Source organism: Moritella sp. 36, assembly GCF_018219415.1.
Taxonomy (GTDB): domain Bacteria; phylum Pseudomonadota; class Gammaproteobacteria; order Enterobacterales; family Moritellaceae; genus Moritella.
The window spans coordinates 3,089,296-3,114,253 of sequence record NZ_CP056120.1 but is presented as its reverse complement, the minus strand read 5'-3'; the positions used below and the strand labels follow the sequence as shown (position 1 = coordinate 3,114,253).

Below are 24,958 nucleotides of genomic sequence, written 5' to 3'. Positions count from 1 at the left end.
ATTAGACTATATGAAGTATTTATGCGATTTAAACACATTTAGTTACCAATAAAGTGTTAATTTTGTTGCGGGTATGCAATGTAATTCTATCCGTATATGATTTTATTCTGGTCAAACCAGCTCGATACTGCGTATTTTGTAAGTTAATATAACTCAATGTGTCTTATTTGAGCGTATTAATGTGTTCGAACGCTCACTTTTATTCTTTGTTTGTTTTAATTATGTATTAAAAGTGTAAATTTACTGGCACACGAAGATCGTGTATACCCTACATAAAAATATAAAAACATAACAAAGGAATGAATCATGGCTAACAATAAACAGCATACTCTGATGGGCGAATGCCTCGCTGAGTTTATTGGCACTGGACTGCTAATTTTTTTTGGTGTCGGCTGTGTAGCAGCATTGGTATTAACAGGCGCTAGTTTTGGTCAATGGGAAATCAGTATTATTTGGGGTATGGGGGTAGCGATTGCTATTTACTGTACAGCCGGTGTATCTGGTGCTCACATTAACCCTGCTGTGACGATTGCCTTAGCAGCTTTTCACGGATTTGATAAAAGCAAAGTATTACCTTATATTTTCGCACAGCTATCAGGAGCTTTCTGTTCAGCTGCTTTAGTATACGGCTTATATAGCAACTTATTTACTGACTACGAAATCGCGAACGGTTTCCTACGTAACAGTGAAGCGGCATTATCAACAGCGGGTATCTTCTCAACTTACCCACACCCATCATTAACGTTCATTGGCGCATTTGCGGTTGAGTTCGTAATCACTGCGGTACTAATGTTCGCTATCTTAGCGTTAGGTGATGAAAGCAACGGCGAACCACGCGGTGCAATGAATCCTGTGCTTATCGGTGTATTAATTGCGGTCATTGGTGGTTCTTTAGGTCCACTAACTGGTTTTGCAATGAACCCTGCACGTGACTTCGGTCCAAAACTATTCGCTTATTTCGCGGGTTGGGATTACGCACTAACAGGCGCTAAAGAGATTCCTTATTTTATCGTGCCAATTTTAGCGCCAATTGCTGGTGCATGTTTTGGTGGCTGGTTGTATCCAAAAGTGATTGGTCAATACCTACCATCAGCAGGCCACGGTTGTACTATCCCAAACCAGTGTGATGACGAATCAGTTGAAGGTGTAGCTGCTAAAGTATAAGTATGCATTTTGAATTACACCCAAGCGGTTTTGAATACGATATTATTTATAATAAATAAGACCTATTTACTTTAAACACTAAGTATAAAGTACTCTACCAAATGAAATATAAAGGACTTCATAATGACTGAGAAAAAATACATTATTGCTTTAGACCAAGGAACAACTAGTTCTCGTGCCGTTATTCTTGACCACGATGCAAATATTGTTAGCGTCTCTCAACGTGAATTTACTCAAATCTACCCGCAAGCTGGTTGGGTTGAGCATGATCCACTTGAAATTTATGCAACTCAGAGTTCAGTATTAGTTGAAACGTTAGCGAAAACAGGTATCACCAGTGATGAGATCGCGGGTATCGGCATTACGAACCAACGTGAAACGACTATTGTTTGGAATAAAGAAACAGGCAAGCCAGTTTATAACGCAATTGTATGGCAGTGTCGTCGTACTGCAGACATTTGTGACAAATTAAAAGCACAAAACGAAGGCTTTGAAGAGTACGTTCGTGAAAACACTGGTCTTGTTGTTGACCCGTACTTCTCAGGTACAAAAATTAAATGGATCCTTGATAATGTAGAGGGTGCGCGTGAAGACGCTGAAGCAGGTAAACTACTGTTCGGTACGGTTGATACTTGGTTAGTTTGGAAAATGTCACAAGGGCGCGTTCATGTAACAGACCACACGAATGCATCACGTACCATGCTATTTAACATCAATACATTACAGTGGGATGAGAAACTACTTAAGATTCTTGATATTCCACTATCAATGATGGCAGAAGTGAAATCTTCTTCAGAAGTGTATGGTCAAGTGAACATCGGTGGTAAGGGTGGTACGCGTATCCCTCTTGCTGGTATTGCGGGCGATCAGCAAGCTGCACTTTATGGTCAAATGTGTGTAGAGCAAGGTCAAGCGAAAAATACTTATGGTACTGGTTGTTTCTTATTAATGAACACTGGTAAAGAAAAAGTAACATCTAAGAATGGCCTATTAACTACGTTAGCATGTGGACCACGCGGTGAAGTTGCATACGCACTCGAAGGCGCAGTATTCATGGGTGGTGCATCTATCCAATGGTTACGTGACGAAATGAAGTTACTTTCAGATGCGAAAGATTCTGAATACTTTGCGACTAAAGTTGAGACTTCTAATGGTGTTTATGTTGTTCCTGCATTCACAGGTTTAGGCGCACCGTACTGGGATGCATATGCTCGTGGTACGATCGTTGGTCTAACACGTGGCGTGGGTGCAAACCACATTATCCGTGCAACACTAGAAAGTATCGCGTATCAAACACGCGACGTACTTGATGCAATGCAAGCGGATTCAGGCATTAAACTGACTGAACTACGTGTAGATGGTGGTGCAGTAGCAAATAACTTCCTAATGCAATTCCAAGCTGATGTTCTAGATACAACTGTATTACGTCCAGCGGTAACGGAAGTAACAGCATTAGGTGCTGCATACCTTGCAGGTCTTGCTGTTGGTTTCTGGGATAGTCTTGATGAGCTTTCAGACAAAGCTATTATCGAAAAATCATTTGAAGCACATGATGATGAAGTAAAACGTCAGCGTCGTTACCGCGGTTGGAAACGTGCTGTTAAAGCGGCACAATCATGGTCTGAAGGTCATGACGAAGAAGACGATTTACTGTAATCGTGTTTAAGTTTGATTGCCAATAGGTCGTCGTTTTAGCTTAAATTGAAAGAGTGCCATTAAGTTTTATACTGTGGCGCTCTTTTTTTATGTGTTTTATTGCTATTTGGTCTATTTTTGTCATCAAAGTGCCATGTCTTTAATGTTTAATAGCCATTCGAACATTCAATTGGGCATGAATTTAAACTCAAATGTTCGAAATGTAAAAATAAATGCGCGAATTCGAAAGTAAATGGTGATTTTAATATGAAAGTGTTCTATATTAACTGCAGATGTTCGATAGCGGTCGTTCGCTCAAACAAGAATGTATTTAAAGTGAGTTAAGTATGAATAATGGAAATCAGAAAGTAATGACCAATGAAGTATTAGATCTGATCGTTGTTGGCGGTGGCATTAATGGTGCCGGTATTGCTGCAGACGCTGCTGGCCGAGGCTTAACTGTTGGCTTATATGAAGCAGCTGATTTTGCTTCTGCAACATCATCAGCAAGCTCTAAATTAGTTCATGGCGGTTTGCGTTACCTTGAGCATTACGAATTCCGTTTAGTATCTGAAGCATTAGCAGAACGTGAAGTATTACTTAAAAAAGCGCCACACATTGTTAAACCAATGCGTTTCCGTTTACCACATCGTCCTTTCTTACGTCCTGCAATACTGATTCGTGCAGGCTTGTTCTTGTATGATAACTTGGGTAAACGTACAACGTTACCAGGCAGCAAACAAGTAAATTTAGCGAAATCAGGTTTGCTTAAAAAAGAAATTACTAAAGGTTTTGAATATTCAGATTGCTGGGTTGATGATGCGCGTTTAGTGATTCTAAACGCAATGGCAGCACAACGTAATGGCGCTGAAGTTGAAAACTATTGCCGTGTAGAAAAAGCCGTTCGTAAGGATGGTTTATGGCAAGTCACTATTCTAAACGAGCAAACAAATGTTCGTTTCGAGCGTACAGCGCGAGCATTAGTGAATGCAGCTGGCCCTTGGGTTAAGCAATTTTTCGATGACAGCATGGAAGAAAAATCGCCACGTAACATTCGTTTGGTGAAAGGTTCACACATTGTTGTTCCACGCATTCATGATGAAGAACAAGCTTACATTCTACAAAATAAAGATAACCGTATTGTATTTGTTATTCCTTATATGGAAGACTTCTCAATTATCGGTACGACAGACGTTGAATACGTTGGCGACCCACGTAAAGTAGCGATCTCTGATGAAGAAGTTGATTACCTGATTGATGTTGTAAACGAACATTTTGTTAAACAACTTGCACCGAGTGACGTTGTTTGGACTTACAGTGGTGTACGTCCACTCTGTGATGACGAATCGTCATCACCACAAGCAATTACACGTGATTACACACTGGAAATTGAGCAAGAAGGCACACAAGCGCCATTGCTATCTATCTTCGGTGGCAAGTTAACAACTTACCGTAAACTGGCTGAATCTGCGATGAATCTAATTTCACCGTACTTTGACAAGCTAGGTGATTCATGGACTGCTGATACAGCGCTACCAGGTGGTGATTTTAACTATCCTCGTACACAGCTAGTTGCCAATATCTGTTCACAGCATTTATGGCTAAACCCTGAAACCGCTAAGCGTTATGTTAATCAGTTTGGTACAGATTCTTGGAACTTATTTAAAGATTGTCAATCTGAAGCTGATTTTGGCATTCACTTTGGCCAAGGCGTTTATAGCCGCGAAATTGATTACTTGATTGAAACTGAATTTGCTAAGAAAGCGGAAGACGTATTATGGCGTCGTACTAAGCTTGGTTTGTACTTAAATAAAGCACAACAAGCTGCTGTTACTGACTACATTAATGCACAAGTAGTAAAGCTTAATCCGGTAAAGCTAGATAAAGTTGGTTAATTGCGTAACTCACTACGCTGATTGAACAACTTGTATTAAAGCGCTGCTAATCATTGATTAGCAGCGCTTTTTTATCACCTTTGACGAAAAACACTGTCCTTTAGGGCGGTGATGTAAGTCATTATTGCGTAGCAATAAGCACTTTTTTTGTTACTAATATTGACATATTTGCACATAGAGTCTAAGTTTAGAACTTAGTGCTGTGTATATATACAGTCATGTAAGGTGCTGAAAATTGAAACTTATTGCGTATAAATACAGGTTCTACCCAAACAATGAGCAGGTAACAATACTTGCTCATACATTTGGTTGTGTTCGTTTCGCTTACAATTCAGCGCTTGGCTTCTCTAAAGCGCAATACGAATTGGGTAATAAAACCAATTATAACGATTGGAGTAAAAACCTCACTCAGCTTAAAAAAAATCCCAACTTTTCATGGTTGAAAGCTGTTTCTAGCGTGCCATTGCAACAATCACTAAAGCATCTCGATAAAGGCTTTAAGTCATTTTTTAAATCAGGTTTTGGTTATCCTAAGTTTAAACATAAACACGGTAATCAATCTGCTAGCTATATGAGTAACGGCTTCAAATGGAGCGCGGACAAGCAATTACTAATACTCGCCAAAATGAAGCAAGCATTAAAGATTAAATGGTCACGGCCGTTTACTGGTACACCCAGCTCATTAACGGTATCAAAGACAACATCAGGTAAATATTTTGTATCAATGCTTGTAAAAGAAGATGTTAAGCAGCTACCAGTCGTGAATAAGACCGTCGGTGTTGATGTCGGTATTAAAGACTTAGCGATTTGTTCGGACGGAACAAAGTTCAATAATCCACGATTAACCAATAAATACGCGAAAAAACTCGCCAAGGCATCACGCAGATTAGCCAAAATGAAAAAAGGCTCTAACAACTTCAATAAACAAAAATTGACCCTTGCTAAGATTCACGAAAAGATAGCAAATTGCCGTAAAGACTTTACCCATAAAATGACGACGACACTTATAAACGAAAACCAAGTGATAGGGATCGAGTCATTGAAAGTCAAAAATATGGTTAAGAACCGTAAGCTATCTAAACATATCCACGATGCTAATTTCGGTGAAATAGTAAGGCAATTAGAATATAAAGCGGATTGGTACGGGCGTAAAGTATCAGCTATTAGCCAGTGGTTCCCATCGTCAAAGATGTGTAATGAATGTGGCTCGCTGTATTCAGGTGAGTGGTCATTAGCGATAAGAAACTGGTCTTGTTCGTGTGGTGCAACTCATGACAGAGATCATAACGCTGCTATCAATATTCACAATGAAGGGTTGAGGATAACAGCTTAAATAATTTGTGGCGGTAGGTAGTACCGACACATTAAATGCTTGTAAGAGGTTTTAGAAGTCTAAAGTGATTTAATATCACAATGCTTAAACCGTTGACGACAAGAATCACCTTGCTTTAGCTGGGTGAGCTTCAAACCTGTCATTTAAGATAATGATGATGGGTATTATTGGTATTACATACTGGCATAATTGGGTCCGCTACCGCCTTCCGGTGGTGTCCATACTATGTTTTGTGAGGGATCCTTAATATCACAAGCCTTACAGTGAATGCAATTTTCAGCATTAATCTGGAATTTAACTTCGTCGTTGATGGTTATTATTTCATAAACGGCCGCAGGGCAATACCGTTGTGCAGGTTCTGCAAAGCGGGGTAGGTTAGAGCACATCGGGATACTGGGGTCGGTGAGTTTAAGGTGGCAAGGTTGGTCTGCATCATGTTGTATATTGGCTAAAAATACCGAGCTTAACCGATCAAACGTTAATTCGTTGTCTGGTTTAGGATAAACGATTTCAGTGGCAGATTTTACTTTTTGTAATTGGCTGTGATCTGGTTTTGAATCGTGCAGTGTAAAAGGCAAGCTTTTATGCAGTATGTTCTGTTCAAACCAGGTGACACCTAGCATGGCATTACATCTGTGGGTGATAGGTGCAAAATTACGAGATTGATATAGCTCTTGGTATACCCAGGATGCTTCGTATAATAGGGTGAAATTATCAAGAGTCTCTTTATTTAATGCGATTGCTGAAAATACGGTTTCGGCACCAACCATCCCCGTTTTCATTGCGGTGTGCGTACCTTTCAATTTTGCCACATTCAGTGTACCTGCATCGCAACCAAGTAATAACCCGCCGGGAAACACCATTTTAGGTAGTGAGTTATACCCACCTTTAGTGATAGTTCTGGCTCCGTAAGCAAGGCGCTTTCCTCCTTTAAGGTAACGACAAAATGCGGGGTGTAATTTGAGTCGTTGAAATTCGTCGAAAGGACTGAGGTTAGGATTTTGGTAATTTAAGTCGGTGATCAAACCAACATAAGCCTGATCTTTACCTAGATGATATAAGAATGCCCCGCCAGTGGCGCCGTGCTCTGCTAATGGCCAGCCGATACTGTGCATCACGAAGCCCGGGTGATGAAGGGCTGGATCGATTTGCCACAGTTCTTTAATACCGAGTCCGTAATGTTGTGGGTCTACGTCTTTATCTAGCTTGTATTTTTCGATCAGTTGTTTACCTAGATGACCACGTGAACCTTCTGTGATTAAGGTGTATTTACTAATCAATTCCATACCGGGCATGAAGTTATCTTTTTCTTTTCCGTGTTTATTGCGACCCATATCACCAGTGATTACACCTTTGACACTGCCGTCCTGATTAAATGCTAAATCGTTGGCGGTAAAACCAGTGAAGATCTCAACACCGAGCTCTTGCGCTTGCTGTGCTAACCAAATACATAAATCGCCAAGGCTGATGATATAGTTATGTTTGTTGTCTAAGCTTGATGGGACTAACATACTGGGGACGCGACGGGCTGTGGTCGCATTTTTAAGTAGCCAAGTTTCATCTCGTTTTACGGCGTTGGTCACTGGGGTGTTTAAGTTTTGCCAGTCGGGAAACAGTTCGTCTAATGCGCGGGGTTCAAAGACTGTACCTGCAAGGGTATGTCCACCAATATCAGCGGCTTTTTCGAGGACACAAACGCTCAGTTCGGTGCCAGATTCTAGCGCTAGTTGACGCAAGCGACAGGCCGCAGATAATCCAGCTGGACCAGCCCCGACAATGATAACATCAAACTCCATTGATTCATGTTCCACGCTTGGCATCCTTATTCAATGACTTACATTAAGTATTGTGTATGTTTGAATAAGCGCCAATCATATTGTAATTAGCGACTAACTAGTTGAATTAGACTGGTTAGTTCAATTATTTTAGTGAAAATGAATGTGCAATTAAAAATATTGGTTACAATAACGTTAATGACTTTCAACCAATATACTCAGTTTAATTTGAGGTTTTATTATGTTAAAAAAATCCCCTTTAGCAATATTGCTAACGATGGCGTCTTTCAATACCTTTGCCGCTGAATGTGGCTCTGTGACAATCGCAGATATGAACTTAGGCAGCGCCACGTTGGTGGCTAATATTGATGCGTTCATTTTAACCAACGGCTATGGCTGCGATGTTGAAATTGTACCTGGTAACGCGACGATAACTGCGACATCGATGATTGAAAAAAACACCCCTGATATCGCGCCCGAATTTTGGACTAACCAGATAAGGACAACATTGGAAAAAGGCGGGGAGGAAGGTCGTATTGTTGTTGCGGGGGATTTACTTTCTGATGGTGCCGTTTCTGGTTTTTGGGTGCCTGCGTATATGGTAGAGAAAGATCCGTCTTTAGCTACGTTAGCTGGTATTAAGGCCAATGCTAAATTATTTAAACACCCAGAAGATCCAAGTCGCTCTGCTTTTATGGCGTGTCCTGCAGGCTGGACTTGCCAGATATCAACCACCAACTTATTCAACGCGATGGGCCTTTCTGACTACGGTTTTGACTTAGTGGATCCTGGTTCCGGTGCTGGATTAGCTGGTTCAATGGTAAAGGCGTACGAAAATAGAGAAGCATGGTTTGGCTATTATTGGTCGCCAACCGCGCTTATGGATAAATATGAGATGGTTCGTGTTGATTTTGGTACTGGTTTTAACCGTGATGAATTTGAAAACTGTACCATTATCGAAGACTGTGAAAACCCGAAAGTGACGGATTATCCTGCTGCACCTGTACAGAGCATTGTCACAACTAGTTTTTCTAAAAGAGAACCAGCGGTTATGCAGTATCTTTCCAAACGTACATTTACTAATAGCGAAATGAATCAACAGCTTGCTTGGGTAGAAGAAGAGCAAGCCGATGGTGATTATGCCGCAGAACACTTCTTATTGAATAATAAGGCAATGTGGAGTCAATGGGTAACAAGCGATGCAGTTAAAAAAATTAATGCAGCGTTAGCTGATTTATAGCCACTAAATAGCGTTTAGAACGTGTGATAGATACATAATTTAAGGAAGCTGAAATGCTTCCTTTTTAATATTTTCGATATTGAAATCAGTACCATATTCTAGTTGCTAACTATAGCTGAATAATTAGAGTTGGGTTAAAGTGAAGCAAAATCACGGACTAGTATTAACTCGCAATTTTGCTTGATTATCACAAATTAAACTTATTCGATCTCGGCCTTCAGTGTGACTGGAAGACCTACTCCGCGTTCACCATCACGAGCTTGGAGGAATACTGCACTAGACCATGGCGGCACTTCAAATTGACCATTAGTAAAGCTAGCGTTACTGGCAATAGAGTTAGTTTGGTTGTGCGTGGTACTCAGTTCAAATCCTATAAGGTCGATAGTGTTATTACTGTTATCAAGGAAATGACCAATTGCTTGTTTCTGAGGCGTCGCATTAATTATAATAACAATAGAATCAAGTTTACTGTCTAAATCCGCTGTTTGTGTTAAGCCATTATCGATGCTCATTACAATGATTCCCGGTGTTTGATCTTTTCCTACGTTACGGAAATCAACACGGCTAATAATTTCATCTGCATTTGGCAGAGCCATCAGTGGTGACGCTTTACGAAGTCGAAGCAGCTCTTTGTAGAACTCAAACATCTGGTCTAGGTTTGCGGCACTTGGTTGTGCGTTTACTGTTTGTATCTTTTCGATTAAGTCATAGTTGGCGGCGTCTTTATCTTTCGCTGGAAGACCTTTATTCCAGTTGTTGTCATTAAGGGTAAAATCAACACGATTATACCAGTCCCCATAATCGTAGGAATCACGTTGCATAGATTTAGAACGCAGCAGTTCACCACCCATATGGTTAAATGGCATAGCTTGACCAAGTAACACGGTAGAAATGCCAATCGCCTGCATGCGAACGCGATCGTCTAGTGAGACATCGTGTGATATTTTGTACATATTAATATCCCAAAGCGTCTGGTTATCATGCTTAGAGACATAGTTTTGAGTCTCCCAAGGTTGTTCTGCATAGCCAGCTGCCTGACCATTATAGTCTAACGTTGAACCTTTCTGAGTGTTGCCTTTATAGTCAACAAATTCGAAATTTTTGAGGTTACCGGCCATACCTAAACGAGTGAGATCTATTTGGTGCAGTGCACGTGCTAATTCATCTGATACTCCGTCATCATTAACATTGGCTGCAATGTTGACTCGCTCATTCGGCATCACATAGGCGCCTGTAGCAAAGCCTTGTGTTTTACGTATACTTTCTCCGGTATCAAAGGGACTTCCTCCACGTACGGCATCACGCAGTCGATCAGAGAAAGAACCAATACCCGTACCACCTAAGTGTTTTTGGGTTGCCTGAACAAAACGTTTGTCGTCTTGGACTTCACCAAAGTTCCAGCCTTCACCATAGAAGTATACGTCTGGATTAACTTGACGGGCAGCCTTAAGTGTTTCCTGCATTTGCGACAGTGGGTGATGGCCCATTAAATCCCAACGGAATGCATCAATCTTGTATGCTTTGACCCAGGTTTGAATTGAATCATCGATAAGTTTGGCAAACATTGCATTTTCTGGTGCAGTGTTATCGCAACATGTTGACGTTTCTATCGCGCCGGTATCAGGGACTAAGCGTTGGTAATAAATCGGAACAACTTTGTCTAGTACCGACTTGTCATCTAGGCCTGACGCATTAGTGTGGTTGTAAACAACATCCACAATCACATTCATACCTATATCTTCTTTGATTGACTTAACCATTTCGCGGAATTCTAGGATCCGCTTGGAACCCTCGGATTCTGTTGCATATGAACCTTCTGGTACTGTGTAGTGAAGCGGATCATAGCCCCAGTTGTAGCTATCGACGCTACGTACGTATTCATTGAGATCTTGAACTTTTGTATTGTCTTTGCTGTCGACTTCAGCAAGTTCTGTAAAGGCATCTGAAATTGAGCCTCCACTTGTGCAATAGTTTGAAAACTCAGACTGTTTTATCGTAGGGTTTAGCTCACAAAGTTTACTAAATGCTTGGTCGATATTTGCTACTTTTTCCGGGTCTTCGTTAATAGTCGCAATATCGAATACTGGCATTAAGTGTAAGTGGGTCATGCCTGCTTTACTTAGCTGTTTAAGGTGTTCGACTGGTACGGATTCTTGCTCGGTAAAGGCAAGGTACTTACCTTTATTCAGCGTACTTTCATCGCGCGCTGAGAAATCACGGACGTGTGATTCATAGATCACCATGTCAGAAAGATCGCTTTCTTTTTGAGAATGAGGCGCTTCTAAGTTATCCCAGCCGTTTGGTTTTAATTGGTCCGAATCTAAGTTAATTACCTGACTGTAGATGGAGTTAGTTGAAAGACTGACTGAATACGGGTCCGTGACTTCATAGCCGTAGCCTTTTTGTTTACGAGGTTGGAATATCTTCATAGCATAACGATAGAACTTCCCATCTACCGCATTACTTTCAAGATCGACGCTCCAGCTACCCGATGTTTTGTCTTCAACCATTGCAATACGTTGAGCTTCTGATTTATTACTATTGTAGATAACCAGCTCGATGCTGCTGGCAGTTGGGGCCCAAAGCCGGAAAGTTACGTCGTTATTATTATAGATTGGACCATATTGCAGTTCTGTGGCTTCTTGTGCAAATAATGCATCCAATGCGCCAGCGTACTGGATACCTGTGGTGGACCGAAATTTACCATTGTTGGTTGAAGCAATCGCGACCATACTGCCTTTCAGTAATGAAGAAAGTGCTATATCTGCTGGAAGAGTAGGTAAAGAAAATACAGGGTATTCAGCAAGATGAGGGTATTTCGTTTTCTGCTCCACTGTTAGCTCGGTAGAATTCAATATAATGGAAGCACCAGAAACGACCTTCTTAGATTTTCCATTTTCAATGATCTCTTTAACTTTATATTTACCATCATGGTTGAACATAATTTGGACCATGTCGGCATTCGCTCCACCTTTCCATACAAGAGTTTTGTCGTCTAGCATGATTGCGCCTAAGGTATCGATTGAGAATTCAGATGACGGCGCGGCTAACTCAAAAGCTTGTACGCGAGTATCGTATTGAACAGTACTACCTGGAATAAAAGTGACTGAACGATTATCTCCCATAGTTGCAATATTTATTTTAATATTTGAGTCAATAAGCTTATCTTTATTTCCATTACGGAAGATAACATTGAAGCAACCAGATTCCGTACTTGTGACAGGAAGATACCAGATAGGGCCAAATTCATCATTATCATCTGGAGTAACGGAGATATCATTCCAATCTGTATTTTTGGCTGAATCAGTTAACCCTTCACAACCCCCATCTGGAATTTTATCTGTTCCCCAGAGGTGAAGGTTCATGTTCTCGTAGGGTGTGTAATCACCCATAGCATCGTAAATCTGCAATGCCACCATGCCTTCTTGAGGAGCATTAAACGCCTTTGGCTTGATGGTCTCAGGCATGATGACATCTGTACCAGCCTGCGGAAGCCCCTTAGCCGTGAGTAGTCCATCTCGACGGGATCCTTCAACTTTTTTAGTGCTATTGTCTGCAACAAAAAATTCTTTTCCTAAATCAGCTTCACTAATAGCCACTGTAACTTGTGTTACTTGGTTTCCATCTTTGACAGCTAGCCTGCTACATGAATTGAGTACATTTTTATTAAGCAGCCAAACAGGGCCAAACTCATCAGCGCTAATTGTAGATACAGGGTTAATATTCTTGCAGTTTAGCGTCCAGTGAGTGTATTTAGGCGCATTTGACAGTAAGGATTCGACGGGATTAACGCTTATTATATAGCTGATAATAAATTGTTCTTTAGATGCTGAAGGTGCGTCATCCGGTAGGGCGATTGTCGGTTGAAGTTCAACTGGAACAGGTTGTGAAATACTCGGTTCTATTAATTCATCTGGGATAGTGGGAGTGACAGGTTTTGAAGGTGCAGATGAATTGTTATTACACCCTACGGTAATAGCTGCAGAGCATAGCGGTATAATTATTTTCGCAAGTGCTGAATATTTAAATTGTGTCGTATTATTTTTCACTGTCTCAATCCCTTGGTTATTTATAAATTTGGCTAAGAGTTCAGAAATAATTAATTGTTTCTGTGATGATAAATAAATGGGTGACAATAACATCAACCTTTTCAATAAGCTTTGGGGTGGAGGCAAAGGGGGGGAGATAATATTTAATTTGAAATAAATCACACTAATTAGGCTTAGTCTTGTGATTAAGGAACAAAAAGCATGTACGGAGGTTTAAGCAAGTCACTTTTTGTAGGCAAGTACGGTAAAAAATGTAATTCATTAATTATTAACTTTTTTGCTGGGAGCTAAGACAAAAGCTAAAATTTGAGATCGTCAGTCGGTTTCTCGTGATAAACCTTAAATTTCAATTCTTATCGTTTAGTTGTGGCCAAATTACGGGACTGATCATTTGAGGTGTGTTTATGTTGAATTTACGGAGAGGGCTAGTTGCATACTGGCTAAATAAAAAGGCCATCACTTTGTTGTAATGGCCTTTTTTAATGTTAGCAGTTATTACTTATACGCTTTAGTTATTTTTCTTCAGTAAAGAAATCGTTATATAGCATATATAGGTGGGCAGCACTCCAAGAGAAATTTGGCGCGCCTTGTTGTTCACCTGTTAGCGGGTTGTAGTTCTCACGAATTGGACCGTCTTGCACTAGGCCATCGGCGTTATCAAAGAAAGCCGTTGCCATTTTAACTGCATCTTCACGGTAACCATATTGTTCCATGCCTTTTAGGCCAAAGTAGAACTGGTCAACCCATACACGCCCACGCCAGTAAATATCAGGACCAAAAGCAGGACTTGAAATAGCAGCTGTTCCAAGTGGTACATAGGTATTGAATTCGCTCGTATCCTTCATTACTTTTACTACAGCGTCAGCGTTATCTTGTGTTGCTGCGCCATTAAATAGTGGTGACCAACCTTCAGGGCCTTTACCACGTTCAACAATAGGTTTACCCGCACAGCCATTGGCTAGTTCTTTATCTTCGATACGGATATCGTAGAAGAAGCCAGTACTTTCATCAAACATACACGTATTGATGTAAGTCGCTAGGTAATCCGCTTTATCACGGAATTCTTTCGCTTCATCATCTTTACCTAACATATCGGCCATTTGCGCTAAGTATTTATTATCGCTATACATGTAGCTGGCTTGATCAACTGACTCTTGTAGCAATGAGTAACCAAGTAGGGTGCCATCTTCAGCGCGGTTTTGGGCAAATGCCACATCCCAATCACTGCGTTTACCACCATTTGCAACGTAAGCATCTAGCTGTTCTTCACTGATAAAACCGAATACTGCGGCGTCATCACGACCTGACTCCCAAGATGCAGCTGTTTGTGCTGGTACTTCAATATGTTGAAAGTTACCTTCGGCAAGGATCCTGTTGTATTTTTCGATGCCTGCATACTTGTAATCTTTACCACCACGTTTAACCGTGAACAGCATATTTCCTTCTGTATCATTGTGAGCTTTATGGCGTGTTGCACCATATTCTGGTACACCATTACCATTGTTATCACGGTTACGTAACCACCAGTTATGATAAGCGACTAGCTGCGGATACATTTCTTCTATCCAAGCCTTATCACCAGTGGTGTTGTATACTTCCATTACAGCCCAAGCTGCTAAACTTGGTTTAGTATTACGTTCACTCCAGTTACTACCGTCACCGCCACGTTCAGGGCTGGTATTATAGGCCAGTAAGTCAGGTATATAGCCTTCATCCCATGGACGAACAGGATCGTTAGCTTGAATTTGGTAAGCGAACATCGCACGAATGTTATCTTTTGCTACGTCAGGATTGAAGTGTGCCATTGCAAATGCTTGTTTCCAAGTATCCCACGGCCAAGTTTGGTTACCTGAGAACCAACGCGCTGTTACTGAAGGTGTAACAGAATCAAACTTCATTGCACCAGCTACGCCACGCCAGTTACCATTTAATGTTTCTATCGCTTTTACGGCAACACGCTCTTGCTCTTGAGTCGCGTAAGTATTGGTTAAACCTTTGTCTAAATAACCTTCCCAGCGCTGTTCAGAAGCACTTAAATACGCAGTCGGGTTCGCGAGTATTGCTTTAATGTTTGCTTGTTCAGCCTGATTTTCTTCTGCTGTTAGTACGTGCGAATAAGTTGTATAAAAGGTTGTTGAACCTGCTATCGTCGCTTTTGAGGTGAACTTGTGCTCATCAATTTCGGTATTCATTGGAATTGATTTATGGATTTGGTATTCAGAATCACCTGAAGTTAGTAGTGACGAAGTTGCACGTACTTTACCGAAGGTGACCGTTAAGCCATCGTCTGTTGCCACAAGCATACGATCATAATTAGGGTAGGCTTGGTCGATGGTTTTATCTGATTGTGATTTACCTTCTTTTGCGTGGTTCTTCTCAAGTAACTCACCATCCCAAACTAATTCTACTGGTGAGTCTGACGTTACTTTGGTTTCAAGCAATGAAGTACGGTTTGATGCAAAGCGCAGTGTTAATTCAACCGTGACATCATCTGATGTTAACTTCTGAACTAATGCCCCTGGTAAGCTGTATGCGTCCATTGTAAAAGCAACTTTTTTACCGTTTTTGAGCACACTTAAGCGATCAAAATTGTTAGACATAAAATTAATGTATTCTTCAGTTAACAGTGCCGTACCAGGGAAACCGCCCATGCCTTCGTCATTGTCAGGTAGTAGATGACCGTGCCATGCGCCAAGGTCAAAAAATGGGTTAAAGCGCTGATGGTCATAAAAATCATAATCACGCATGTATTCAGGTGAGCCTGAGCGGTCAATAACATTCTTATATTCAGTTGTTTGTGATTCACTATTTGCTGAAAATGGTGAAAGGCTGCAACCTGTAATCAGCAGTGCTGTGCCAATCGATATCGTAATAAGTGACTTATTTAAGTTCATTATTCATATTCCTTGTTATCAGTAGAAGTGCTGCATCACAAACACTGTGTTATCAGAGTCAGATGTATCGTTACGTATTTAGTTTTCATCTGAATCGTTTCTGTTTGTGTGACAAAGGGATAATACGCAAGTTGATATACCTCTAAAGGCTAGCTACGCTGTGATTTCAAATGGAGTCTACAACCTATTTTGGTGTTTATTAACCAAACTTTTACTAAAGTGTGATCTATTTTAGTAAAGTTACACTAGGTTACACTTGGCTACAAAATCGCCTTGAAACGTAAATCACAAAATGTTGTTATTTTGTTGATTTGAGAGCTTGGATTTGAACTGTTTTCGACAGTGAATACAATGGATTTGATCTTTAAGGTGCTGATATTGTGTGGTATACGTCTTCCGTTACGGCCTTGTGGGTAGCACTCGCAAGTCTAAGGTTTTTTGTGGCCGTTTTTGAGGTTACGAACAGACATGATTATTTGCCATACATTTCATTATGCATAATGAAAACGGTTCGATAGAGTAGATTAATACAGTGTTATTCGTATTTAGCAGAAAACAGTCTTGAATTGTCAAAAGACAATCAGGTTATCCCAAAATCTAAAAAGCCTCCAATTAGGAGGCTAATTTAATAAACGACTACACCTTAATTGCTTTTAGTTGTATAGCAATAAGACAAGTAGTCACAGCTTGTAGCTAGTTACCGAATGACATTTATAAAGGTCGAAGTATAGTAAAGTTAATGTGTGTAGAATCAGCCTTTTCAACAATAAATTGCGCACCTTTATATGTATAAGTCCCACCAGGCTTATAATCAAGAATGACCTCTTGAGTAAAAGCAGGGGTCGCCATCCCTTTTTTAGAAAATTCTTTATAGGCGAAACGGATTTGATCTGCAGCGACTCCAACATACGTCAATGTCGCGCGCGGAGCAGAAACTTCTTGGCCATTTATTATCGGTGATGTCAATTTAGCCTGGTATACCTTACTTCTATTAGGAGTCCAATGCCAATAAAGCTCTGTGGCCTCTGAAGTTTCGTTTGGTACAAACAAGCCACCGTACCCTGCTGGAGTCCCCTCTAAGCCAGTGAAAGGCGCTGGTGCTGAATAATAACTGCCTTCAAGGGTTTTACTACGCAGAAGATAATCACCTGCTGGAATAGAGAATTTAAACGTACTCATTTTATGCTCTACGCTTGTTGTCGTACTTTTTTTAACACGGAACATTTCAAACTGGAGATCTGAAGCATCTTTTAAGTATTCTCCTTCAGTAAGTATTACATCACCAACATTAGCAGTAGATTGACTGATAAAGAAAAACTTTCCGGAAATTGCTTTAGGAGCTACTGGTTCACCCAATCGCACAGTACGTAGTTGTGTACTGCATGCGGAGAGTAACAGTGCCGAAGCTATTAAAGCAAGACGAGGAATAACAGTCTTAATCATTTTTTGTACCTACCTGTAAATTTTTTGAATATCTAAGTGAAAAAAAAACGGTAATATAGCACTTTCCTCATTAAAAAGTACACCATTTGATATCTTTGAAACTAATCATATCGAAATATAATCGAGAGCAACCTTACTGTCTTCATAATCGCCCAACAACTTAGCTTTTCCATACCTGAAGGTATTGGTAAATGAGATTAACGCCTTGTTAAATTCTGGACAACGCATAAAGCCCAGATTTTTCTATTATTTTAAGCAATGGTTCTATCTTATCTCTGGACTCAAAATACAATAAGTGCGTATTGTCATTATATTGTTCATAAGCAGCTCTCTGATCAGGTAAAGTGAGCCCCCTAGAGAACGATATTTCACTAAATAAGGTGATAAATTCGATGCTAGTAATTGATTAAACTTATTCCATTTACAGTCAAAGTGTTTTTGTTCATCTAAAACAGGAAACAGCCCACCAGTGGCCGGAGGTCAGATTGTAGGCGCTGGTTATGTTTTTTTAGATATTTCTAGCAACCATATAAACTTCATTAGCCGAAAATAGATTGCTTATTGTGGCCTCAACTTCTGCACCTAGAACTTTACGATAAAGCTTCTGTTCATCGTTATCTTCCCGCGTACTCACTAAAATATGCTTAAGCTTTGAACCTTGATTAGTAAGATGAGATTTAACTAGTTTTAGCGATCTCTTTATTAGATCTTGGCTAAATCCATTACTAGTCCGACTTTAAAACCTTGTTAATTGGCTTGATATGCACAGTTCTTAGGCTCTACGGACATATTAGTCACCTTGCCTGTCTCATGTTCTATAGTAAAAACGACTACACAATCTTTCGTCTCATTAAGGCGATATGCTGGAAACTCATCATATAAATAATAACCATCTGGCTCTCCCAATAAAGAAATGATTTCGATGCGTTTGAGGCCAACTACATTGTAATTAGATACACTTTGTAACATTTGATAGCGCTCACTGATGGAAGAATCCCAGATCGAACGCTCAAAAGTGGCATTTGAATTTTCAAACCTAAGTTCTTCGCTACACCCTAACAAAGTTAGTGCCGTTAATATTATGAAAAATCTCATTTATTTATCACCTTCAAGCGAGCAGCTAATAAAGCATCATTGCAATACTTAGAAAGTGTTGAGTTGTCAGCCATTGATAAACCAATCCTTAACCCCACTAGGTTGTTATGTAGATCCATTACTTTCTCAGATGGTACATTTTTCGGACTGCTTTCGTGTGCATTTGTAAATGCCAAGGCATTTTAATATCCAATATCCCGACTTAAAACTGCTGACCAGTAACAGTGACGAAAGGCATCACTTTTATCATTTCGGCTATTGAAACCAAATCTATTCTTTGTTTCCGAATAAGCTAATTCCCTAGACTTCATAATTGCAGGAAGGTGATGAGGGTTTGACTTTAAATATAACTTTTCATCTTCTGTAAGCCTTTCATATTGTTCTAACATGTATAATTCCTTTTATACCGATACGATTTTACCAATTAGACATAATGACTCCCACAAGGTGCTAGCCTCCAACTTCGTGGGTTAGTTTTAAAAACCAGAGCCATAATATATTTGTCAAAAATATAAAACTGGAGACTAGCATGAGTAAACATAACATAGTTTTTATTGGCATGGACACACACAAATCATTTATTGAGGTCGCTTATATTGAAGATGTGCGGGGCGTCAAACCTATTCACCTAGGTAAGAATCCATCAACTAAACAATCAGTTACAAAATTGGTGCGTCGGTTCGAATCAAAATACCCACATGCAACCCTACACTTCGTTTATGAAGCCGGTCCTTGTGGTTATTGGATCTACCGTTTGATCACATCACTCGGCCATTGTTGTTATGTCATCGCGCCTTCGCTTATCCCCAAGAAACCAGGCGATAAAATAAAAACCGACAAGCGTGATGCAATGAACCTCGCTAAATTGCTTAAATCAGAAGACTTAACCGCTATTTACGTACCCGAGCCTGAAGATGAAGCGGTACGAGATTTATCTCGTGCCAGAGAAACTGCAATGAAAGATCTTAAAGATGGTAAATATCAACTTAAAGCCTTGCTGCTGCGAAATAATGTTACAGCAAAAGTGAAAGACAATTGGTCAAAACAACATTTACGCTGGTTAACCGAATTGATCTTGCCGCACCCTGCTCAACAGATTGTTTTGCAGGAATACATACAAACAATAACTGAGCGTATGAATCGATTAAAACGGCTCGATAATGAACTTGAGCATCATGTGAAAAACTGGCGCTATTACCCCGTGGTAAAAGCGATCCAAGCGATGCGAGGTGTACGCTTACTTGTAGCAACTGGTGTTGTAGCAGAGCTCGGAGATCTAACCCGTTTCGACCATCCAAGAAAGCTCATGAGTTATCTTGGACTTGTCCCCAGTGAGCACAGCAGCGGTGGCAGCCGTAAGATTGGTTCTATTACCAAATGTGGTAATAGTCGAGCAAGACGCTTACTTGTTGAAGGAGCACACACCTATCGTTTTGCCGCAAACATCTCCACAGAACTGCAACTTCGACAGGAAGACCTAGGTAAAACCATTGTAGATATCGCATGGAAAGCACAGCTTAGGCTGTGCCGCAGATATCAAACCATGTTACGTCGAGGCAAACACTATAACGTGATTGTCACGGCAATAGCGCGAGAAATGATTGCCTATATCTGGGCGATATCGCGTGAAATAGTGCTGACACCCGTAGAGCCAAAATTACGGCTATCGAGAGTGCCTGCATGATAAAAGTTGTTGAGTTAGCGTATAGAATCAAGCATCGGGTGTGGCACAATCACCGACGGCGTTAGGATGGTAGCTAATGAAAGTTAGCTGATCCACGAACATAGACTGAAGACAGGTGTCACGACGAAATAAGTAAGGTAGGCGCTGCTTGCGAAAGCAAGTAATCCACGAATATCAGCATGATAACCGACGAATATACTTGCTTCATTCTTACGTTAACTCACTTTATTTAATGAAAGTGAATTTATGGCTATATTTTTTAGCAAGGATCTCTGCGTTTTACTTGACGTGGGGAGTCATACCAACGCCCCACTAAGAGGCAAATGATAGTTGGCTAAAATAGAGAGCGAAGCGAACAAAGCCAACTGTTATTTGTCCTGCTTGAGTGGCTTGTTATATTTTTGATGCCACTTTACTTGGCTTTAAACCTAAGTACAGTAACGGCCCAATTGATACAAACACCAAAGTTAGCAACGCAAACGGTAGAAAATACAAATTTGATTTACCTAACTTCTTACAATCATCGTACATCCAAACCATAGCTAAGAATGCCATAATATATAAATCAAAGAAAACCTGAGCTGTATCAGGACTGGAAATTAACTGGTAACCAAAACTTAACAATGACTGTTGAGCAATTGACATCGTAAATGCGGTATAACCAGTAAATAGGAGTAAAAGAATTATTGATGTAATTCGTAGCTTCAAACTAATTTCCTTATTGCTGACTGTGTGAAAATATAACAGTGTATTTTACGGAATTCCGTATAATACCTAGAAAATCACTAGTGTTAAAGGGTTGGGCATTAAATTATTGTTCAATAACAATAATTTACACCATATTTATCATCGCTTGGTATTATCTCTTATTTGGATATACAGAATGCTGTTATTTATACAGGCCCGTATAAATAATGGCAAAATAGATTAATGACTTATAATCAACAACTTAATGTTGAGGTCGATTGCAAATGAAGCCAATCTAGGTCTGTTGAAGTTACTAAACATTTATTTAATAGAACGCATAAGCAAATGTATGGAAAGTCGATATGAGTATATTGTGAGAGAGTTAAAGCTCTAACACATTTAGGGGCAAATTTGGCTTAGCGTTCACACGGCTTAGAGCGATCACCCTAAGCCATTGATGGTTTACTATTTGATAGTATAATTTGGTATATTTGTGGTTGTATCAATCTTTTAAACTTTTAGGAAAAAATAATGAATAAGTTGTTCGTATTATTACTACTATTGGCAGCAAATTTCGCCCACGCATTTAATATTGGAGACTCGATACCTCGTTTTGAAATTACCGATCAATTTGACCAAGTGCATACTATCAAAGCTGATACCAAAAATATCATTGTTGCAGGTGATAAAGATGCCAGCAGCATCATTCGTGATTTCTTATTAGCTCAGGACAAAGGTTTTTTAGCGGCTCACCAAGCTTATTATGTCGCTGACATATCAGGGATGCCAAGTTTAATTAGCAAATTCTTTGCTTTGCCTAAAATGAGAAAATATCCATTTTTAATTTTGTTATTAGATGATACTAACAAAGACAAGTTCTCAAAAAAGGAAGATCATATTACGGTTTATACGGTAAGTGAAGGCAAAATATCTGAGGTTAAATATATCAAGACAGCTACTGAGTTAGCCGCTGTCTTTGAATAAATCGTCATTTTACCCTTGTTTGGTCGCTGCTGTGATGCCACAGATATCAATCAACGAATTACTTCTGTCATGCGAGCTATACCATTTAAAGCTTCAACTCTAAGCCAATTCTGTCCAAGAATGAGTTAGCTAGCCTTGCTAACTCAAAAATTGTCCCAAAGTAGCTTAGAACATTTGCTCATACTCGATATCCACACATTAATTTGCCATATATTTTATCGATACGACAATAGGTAAAAATCTACTCTCTGTGGGTGAATATTTATTAATATTAGAAACAAAAACGCCAGCAAATACTGGCGTTTTAAAGATGAATGTCAATTATCGCATCATGCCGATATCACGTAGGATATGCGGTGACAACTCTCTTAATTGAATATCTGATGATATTTCTTTTTTATTACTAAATAAAATGTCTTTCGTGTGTCTAATCAGTCCTTTGATAGAAACAGCATAAGCTTTTTTATCTAAAGCCAAATCTTGTGGGATCATATTGAAGTGCGCTGCGTGTGCCATATTAGCCTCTACCTGAATTTAATAATTAATGTTTTAACTGGGTGATGTTTATATGCTTATCTAGTGGATATAGTAGCGCATGAAATAACTATGTAACAATGACAAAAAATACCATTAAGCATTAGTTTTACTAATGCATGCAACGCCGCCAGCAGCTTAATAAATAATCATTCACTTTAATTGCATTTAAATTGGGTTGTTGATTCTAAAGATAGTTAAAATAAGCACTTGTTACATATGTGTAACAATTAAAAGTTATTAAAATAAGCTTAATATAGCAATAACAAATAATGCTGAGTCTTTAATATTCAACATAGATGAATTTAATTTATTAGATCCTGTAATGCGAATCTAGCTTGTTGATTTTAATTTCTAACGCATGTTAAGAATAAAAGTTAAGCTTGGCTATTATTCAATAGATAATTAGACATATACAAAGTGAGGTAGAGATCTAATATGCAGAGAAAAAGATTTTTTTATAAAAAAGGTTAGATTTATAATTGTTTAAACCCATAACAACACTAGTAAATAATTATGAAACGAAACTTAAAGTTTTTATCAAACCCAATAATAAAAATTTTGTTAGGCGCTACTTTTCTACTTGGAACACAAGGCAATGTTTACGCCGACACCATTCTTCATGCTTTTAATTGGAAATATAGTGATATCACTAGTCAGGCCCAAAATATTGCAAAAGCAGGTTATAAGAAAGTTTTAGTATCTCCACCATTAAAATCTTCAGGGAAAGAGTGGTGGGCACGTTACCAGCCTCAAGATATTCGCTTAATTGACTCACCTTTAGGTAATAAAGAAGATTTACAGACGTTAATTTCAGCGCTTAAAAAGGAAGGTGTCGACGTATACGCAGATATAGTTTTAAATCATATGGCTAATGAGAGCTGGAAAAGAAGTGATCTAAACTATCCCGGTAGTGAGTTGTTAAATCAGTATAGTAAAAACAGTGAGTATATAAACAAGCAAAAGCTTTTTGGAGATCTAAGTAAGGGGCTATTTTCTAGTTTTGACTTTCATCCAGCAGGGTGTATATCTGATTATGGGGATCCTGGAAATGTACAATACTGGAGATTGTGTGGTAACGATAAAGATACAGGGCTCCCCGATCTAGATCCAAGTGATTATGTCATTAAGCAACAGCGTCAATATCTTCAATCTTTAAAAAGTATGGGAATAAAAGGCTTTAGGATTGATGCCGTTAAGCATATGAGTGATTATCAAGTTAACCAAATATTTACGTCTGATATAACGTCGGGTATGCATGTTTTTGGTGAAGTTATTACAACAGGTGGTAAGGGGGATTCTCAGTATCATACATTTCTTGAACCATATTTGAATAACACTAATCATGGTGCATATGACTTTCCTTTATTTGCTTCTATAAGGTCTGCATTCTCTTATGATGGAAGTATGTCTTTACTTCATGATCCACAAGAATATGGTCAAGCATTGCCTGGTGATAGGGCTATCACATTTACTATTACTCATGATATTCCGACGAATGATGGCTTTCGTTATCAAATAATGACTCCAATTAATGAAAAATTAGCTTATGCCTATATTTTAGGTAAGGATGGTGGATCTCCTTTAATTTATAGTGACGCTCTTTCTGATGATGAAGATAAAGATAATCGTCGATGGGAGGATGTTTGGAATCGTGACTATATGGTTAAAATGATTAGCTTTCATAATGATATGAAAGGAAAACAGATGGAAACTTTATATAGTGATAAGTGCATGCTCATTTTTAAGCGAGAGAAAAGTGGATTAGTCGCTATAAATAAATGTTCTGAAGAGCGTTCTTATACTATTGATACATATAAGACGGAGCTTAATTGGTATGTGCCATATAAGGATAGGCTAAGTAGTCATAGCGAAACGATTAAATCTCGTTATCATAAATTATCTGTGCCAGGCCAGACGGCTAGAATGCTTGCGCTTTAATTTGAGAATTTCAGTGTTTGTAAAAAGTCTCCAAAAGGGTGGCGTGAATTTTCCTGTGTGCTTTTTTGGAGAATCAAGGTTCAACACAGGACGTATTGGAATCGAATGTGCCTGTCGTTGTTGAGTTTACGGCTGAGGGGTTAGATTATACTAACCCCTCTTACTTATTTGAATTCAGTATATTGAGCTAACATCTTAACTGGTTGTGTTATCGGCGAGGCTTTGTAGCTTATCTCCCTCAACAAGATGCGTATTTGTTGTGTAGTAATCTAGGCTATATTCAATGTTTAATGAAAAATATAAACTTTGCTTAAGGTGAGCTTTTATTGCCTGTTCTATTTCGCCACTTAACTTTTCCGTAAACGCTTTATCTCGATGAGGTTTAGTTAATAACGATACAGTAACGAGTATATGAGAGTATTTATACTGGGAACAAGGATAAGCTCTTGATTTGCATACACCAGCACTCATGTCATTATCATTAATGATTTTTTCGACAGAATCAAAGATTTTATTCGTATCTATATCTAAATTATCAGAATATTTAATTTCTACGTGAGGCATATTAATATAATCCTTAATTGCATTACGCCCTAATAATGGGC

16 protein-coding genes and 1 pseudogene are annotated in these 24,958 nt (G+C 39.2%); 8 read left to right on the top strand and 9 right to left on the bottom strand.

Annotated elements, in window-relative coordinates:
* Positions 1-306: 306 nt before the first annotated feature.
* From HWV03_RS13715 to HWV03_RS13700, 4 genes are all read left to right on the top strand, one after another.
* Positions 307-1,164 carry an MIP/aquaporin family protein gene (locus HWV03_RS13715; RefSeq protein WP_211676420.1) on the top strand — a complete coding sequence of 286 codons (858 nt, stop codon included), beginning with the start codon at positions 307-309 and terminating at the stop codon, positions 1,162-1,164.
* Between the two features lie 123 nt (positions 1,165-1,287).
* Positions 1,288-2,820 carry a glycerol kinase GlpK gene (glpK, locus tag HWV03_RS13710; protein ID WP_211676419.1) on the top strand — a complete coding sequence of 511 codons (1,533 nt, stop codon included), beginning with the start codon at positions 1,288-1,290 and terminating at the stop codon, positions 2,818-2,820.
* 326 nt (positions 2,821-3,146) lie between these two features.
* Positions 3,147-4,694 (top strand): glycerol-3-phosphate dehydrogenase, encoded by a 1,548-nt coding sequence (gene glpD, locus HWV03_RS13705; protein ID WP_211676418.1) that lies wholly within the window; start codon positions 3,147-3,149, stop codon positions 4,692-4,694.
* Between the two features lie 235 nt (positions 4,695-4,929).
* A complete protein-coding gene (locus HWV03_RS13700) occupies positions 4,930-6,027 on the top strand; it encodes an RNA-guided endonuclease TnpB family protein (protein WP_211676417.1) in 1,098 nt (365 codons plus the stop codon).
* 173 nt (positions 6,028-6,200) lie between these two features.
* Here HWV03_RS13700 and HWV03_RS13695 read toward each other — a convergent pair whose 3' ends face one another.
* A complete protein-coding gene (locus tag HWV03_RS13695) occupies positions 6,201-7,838 on the bottom strand; it encodes an electron transfer flavoprotein-ubiquinone oxidoreductase (protein WP_211676416.1) in 1,638 nt (545 codons plus the stop codon).
* A gap of 205 nt (positions 7,839-8,043) precedes the next feature.
* Between HWV03_RS13695 and HWV03_RS13690 the strand changes: the two genes are divergently transcribed.
* Positions 8,044-9,042: an ABC transporter substrate-binding protein gene (locus HWV03_RS13690; RefSeq protein ID WP_211676415.1), complete on the top strand. Its 999-nt coding sequence runs from the start codon at positions 8,044-8,046 to the stop codon at positions 9,040-9,042.
* A gap of 200 nt (positions 9,043-9,242) precedes the next feature.
* Here the strand turns inward: HWV03_RS13690 and pulA are convergent, their stop codons facing one another.
* From pulA to HWV03_RS22800, 5 genes and pseudogenes are all read right to left on the bottom strand, one after another.
* The gene (pulA, locus tag HWV03_RS13685) at positions 9,243-13,091 is read right to left on the bottom strand and encodes a pullulanase-type alpha-1,6-glucosidase (protein WP_211676414.1); all 3,849 of its coding nucleotides are present in this window, start codon (positions 13,089-13,091) and stop codon (positions 9,243-9,245) included.
* A 512-nt stretch (positions 13,092-13,603) separates the two neighbouring features.
* A complete protein-coding gene (ygjK, locus tag HWV03_RS13680; protein WP_211676413.1) occupies positions 13,604-15,985 on the bottom strand; it encodes an alpha-glucosidase in 2,382 nt (793 codons plus the stop codon).
* A 711-nt stretch (positions 15,986-16,696) separates the two neighbouring features.
* Positions 16,697-17,428, bottom strand: a complete 732-nt coding sequence (locus HWV03_RS13675) for a hypothetical protein (protein WP_211676412.1) — start codon at positions 17,426-17,428, stop codon at positions 16,697-16,699.
* 747 nt (positions 17,429-18,175) lie between these two features.
* Positions 18,176-18,523 carry a hypothetical protein gene (locus HWV03_RS13670; RefSeq protein WP_211676411.1) on the bottom strand — a complete coding sequence of 116 codons (348 nt, stop codon included), beginning with the start codon at positions 18,521-18,523 and terminating at the stop codon, positions 18,176-18,178.
* Positions 18,520-18,834: pseudogene (locus HWV03_RS22800) on the bottom strand (DUF6973 domain-containing protein). Before HWV03_RS22800 ends, HWV03_RS13670 begins: the two are co-directional and overlap by 4 nt.
* A 218-nt stretch (positions 18,835-19,052) precedes the next feature.
* Between HWV03_RS22800 and HWV03_RS13660 the strand changes: the two are divergent.
* Positions 19,053-20,207, top strand: a complete 1,155-nt coding sequence (locus tag HWV03_RS13660; RefSeq protein ID WP_211675068.1) for an IS110 family transposase — start codon at positions 19,053-19,055, stop codon at positions 20,205-20,207.
* Between the two features lie 393 nt (positions 20,208-20,600).
* On the opposite strand, the gene HWV03_RS13655 is transcribed toward HWV03_RS13660, so the two are convergent.
* Positions 20,601-20,915, bottom strand: a complete 315-nt coding sequence (locus HWV03_RS13655; protein ID WP_045110772.1) for a DUF2834 domain-containing protein — start codon at positions 20,913-20,915, stop codon at positions 20,601-20,603.
* Between the two features lie 510 nt (positions 20,916-21,425).
* On the opposite strand from HWV03_RS13655, the gene HWV03_RS13650 reads away from it, so the two are divergent.
* The gene (locus HWV03_RS13650) at positions 21,426-21,878 is read left to right on the top strand and encodes a hypothetical protein (RefSeq protein WP_211676409.1); all 453 of its coding nucleotides are present in this window, start codon (positions 21,426-21,428) and stop codon (positions 21,876-21,878) included.
* Between the two features lie 321 nt (positions 21,879-22,199).
* Here HWV03_RS13650 and HWV03_RS13645 read toward each other — a convergent pair whose 3' ends face one another.
* The gene (locus HWV03_RS13645; protein WP_211676408.1) at positions 22,200-22,394 is read right to left on the bottom strand and encodes a hypothetical protein; all 195 of its coding nucleotides are present in this window, start codon (positions 22,392-22,394) and stop codon (positions 22,200-22,202) included.
* A 534-nt stretch (positions 22,395-22,928) separates the two neighbouring features.
* Here HWV03_RS13645 and HWV03_RS13640 point away from each other — a divergent pair.
* On the top strand, positions 22,929-24,353 hold the full coding sequence (locus HWV03_RS13640; RefSeq protein WP_211676407.1) for an alpha-amylase family protein: 1,425 nt from the start codon (positions 22,929-22,931) through the stop codon (positions 24,351-24,353).
* Between the two features lie 195 nt (positions 24,354-24,548).
* Here HWV03_RS13640 and HWV03_RS13635 read toward each other — a convergent pair whose 3' ends face one another.
* Positions 24,549-24,917: a hypothetical protein gene (locus HWV03_RS13635; RefSeq protein WP_211676406.1), complete on the bottom strand. Its 369-nt coding sequence runs from the start codon at positions 24,915-24,917 to the stop codon at positions 24,549-24,551.
* Between the last annotated feature and the right edge of the window lie 41 nt (positions 24,918-24,958).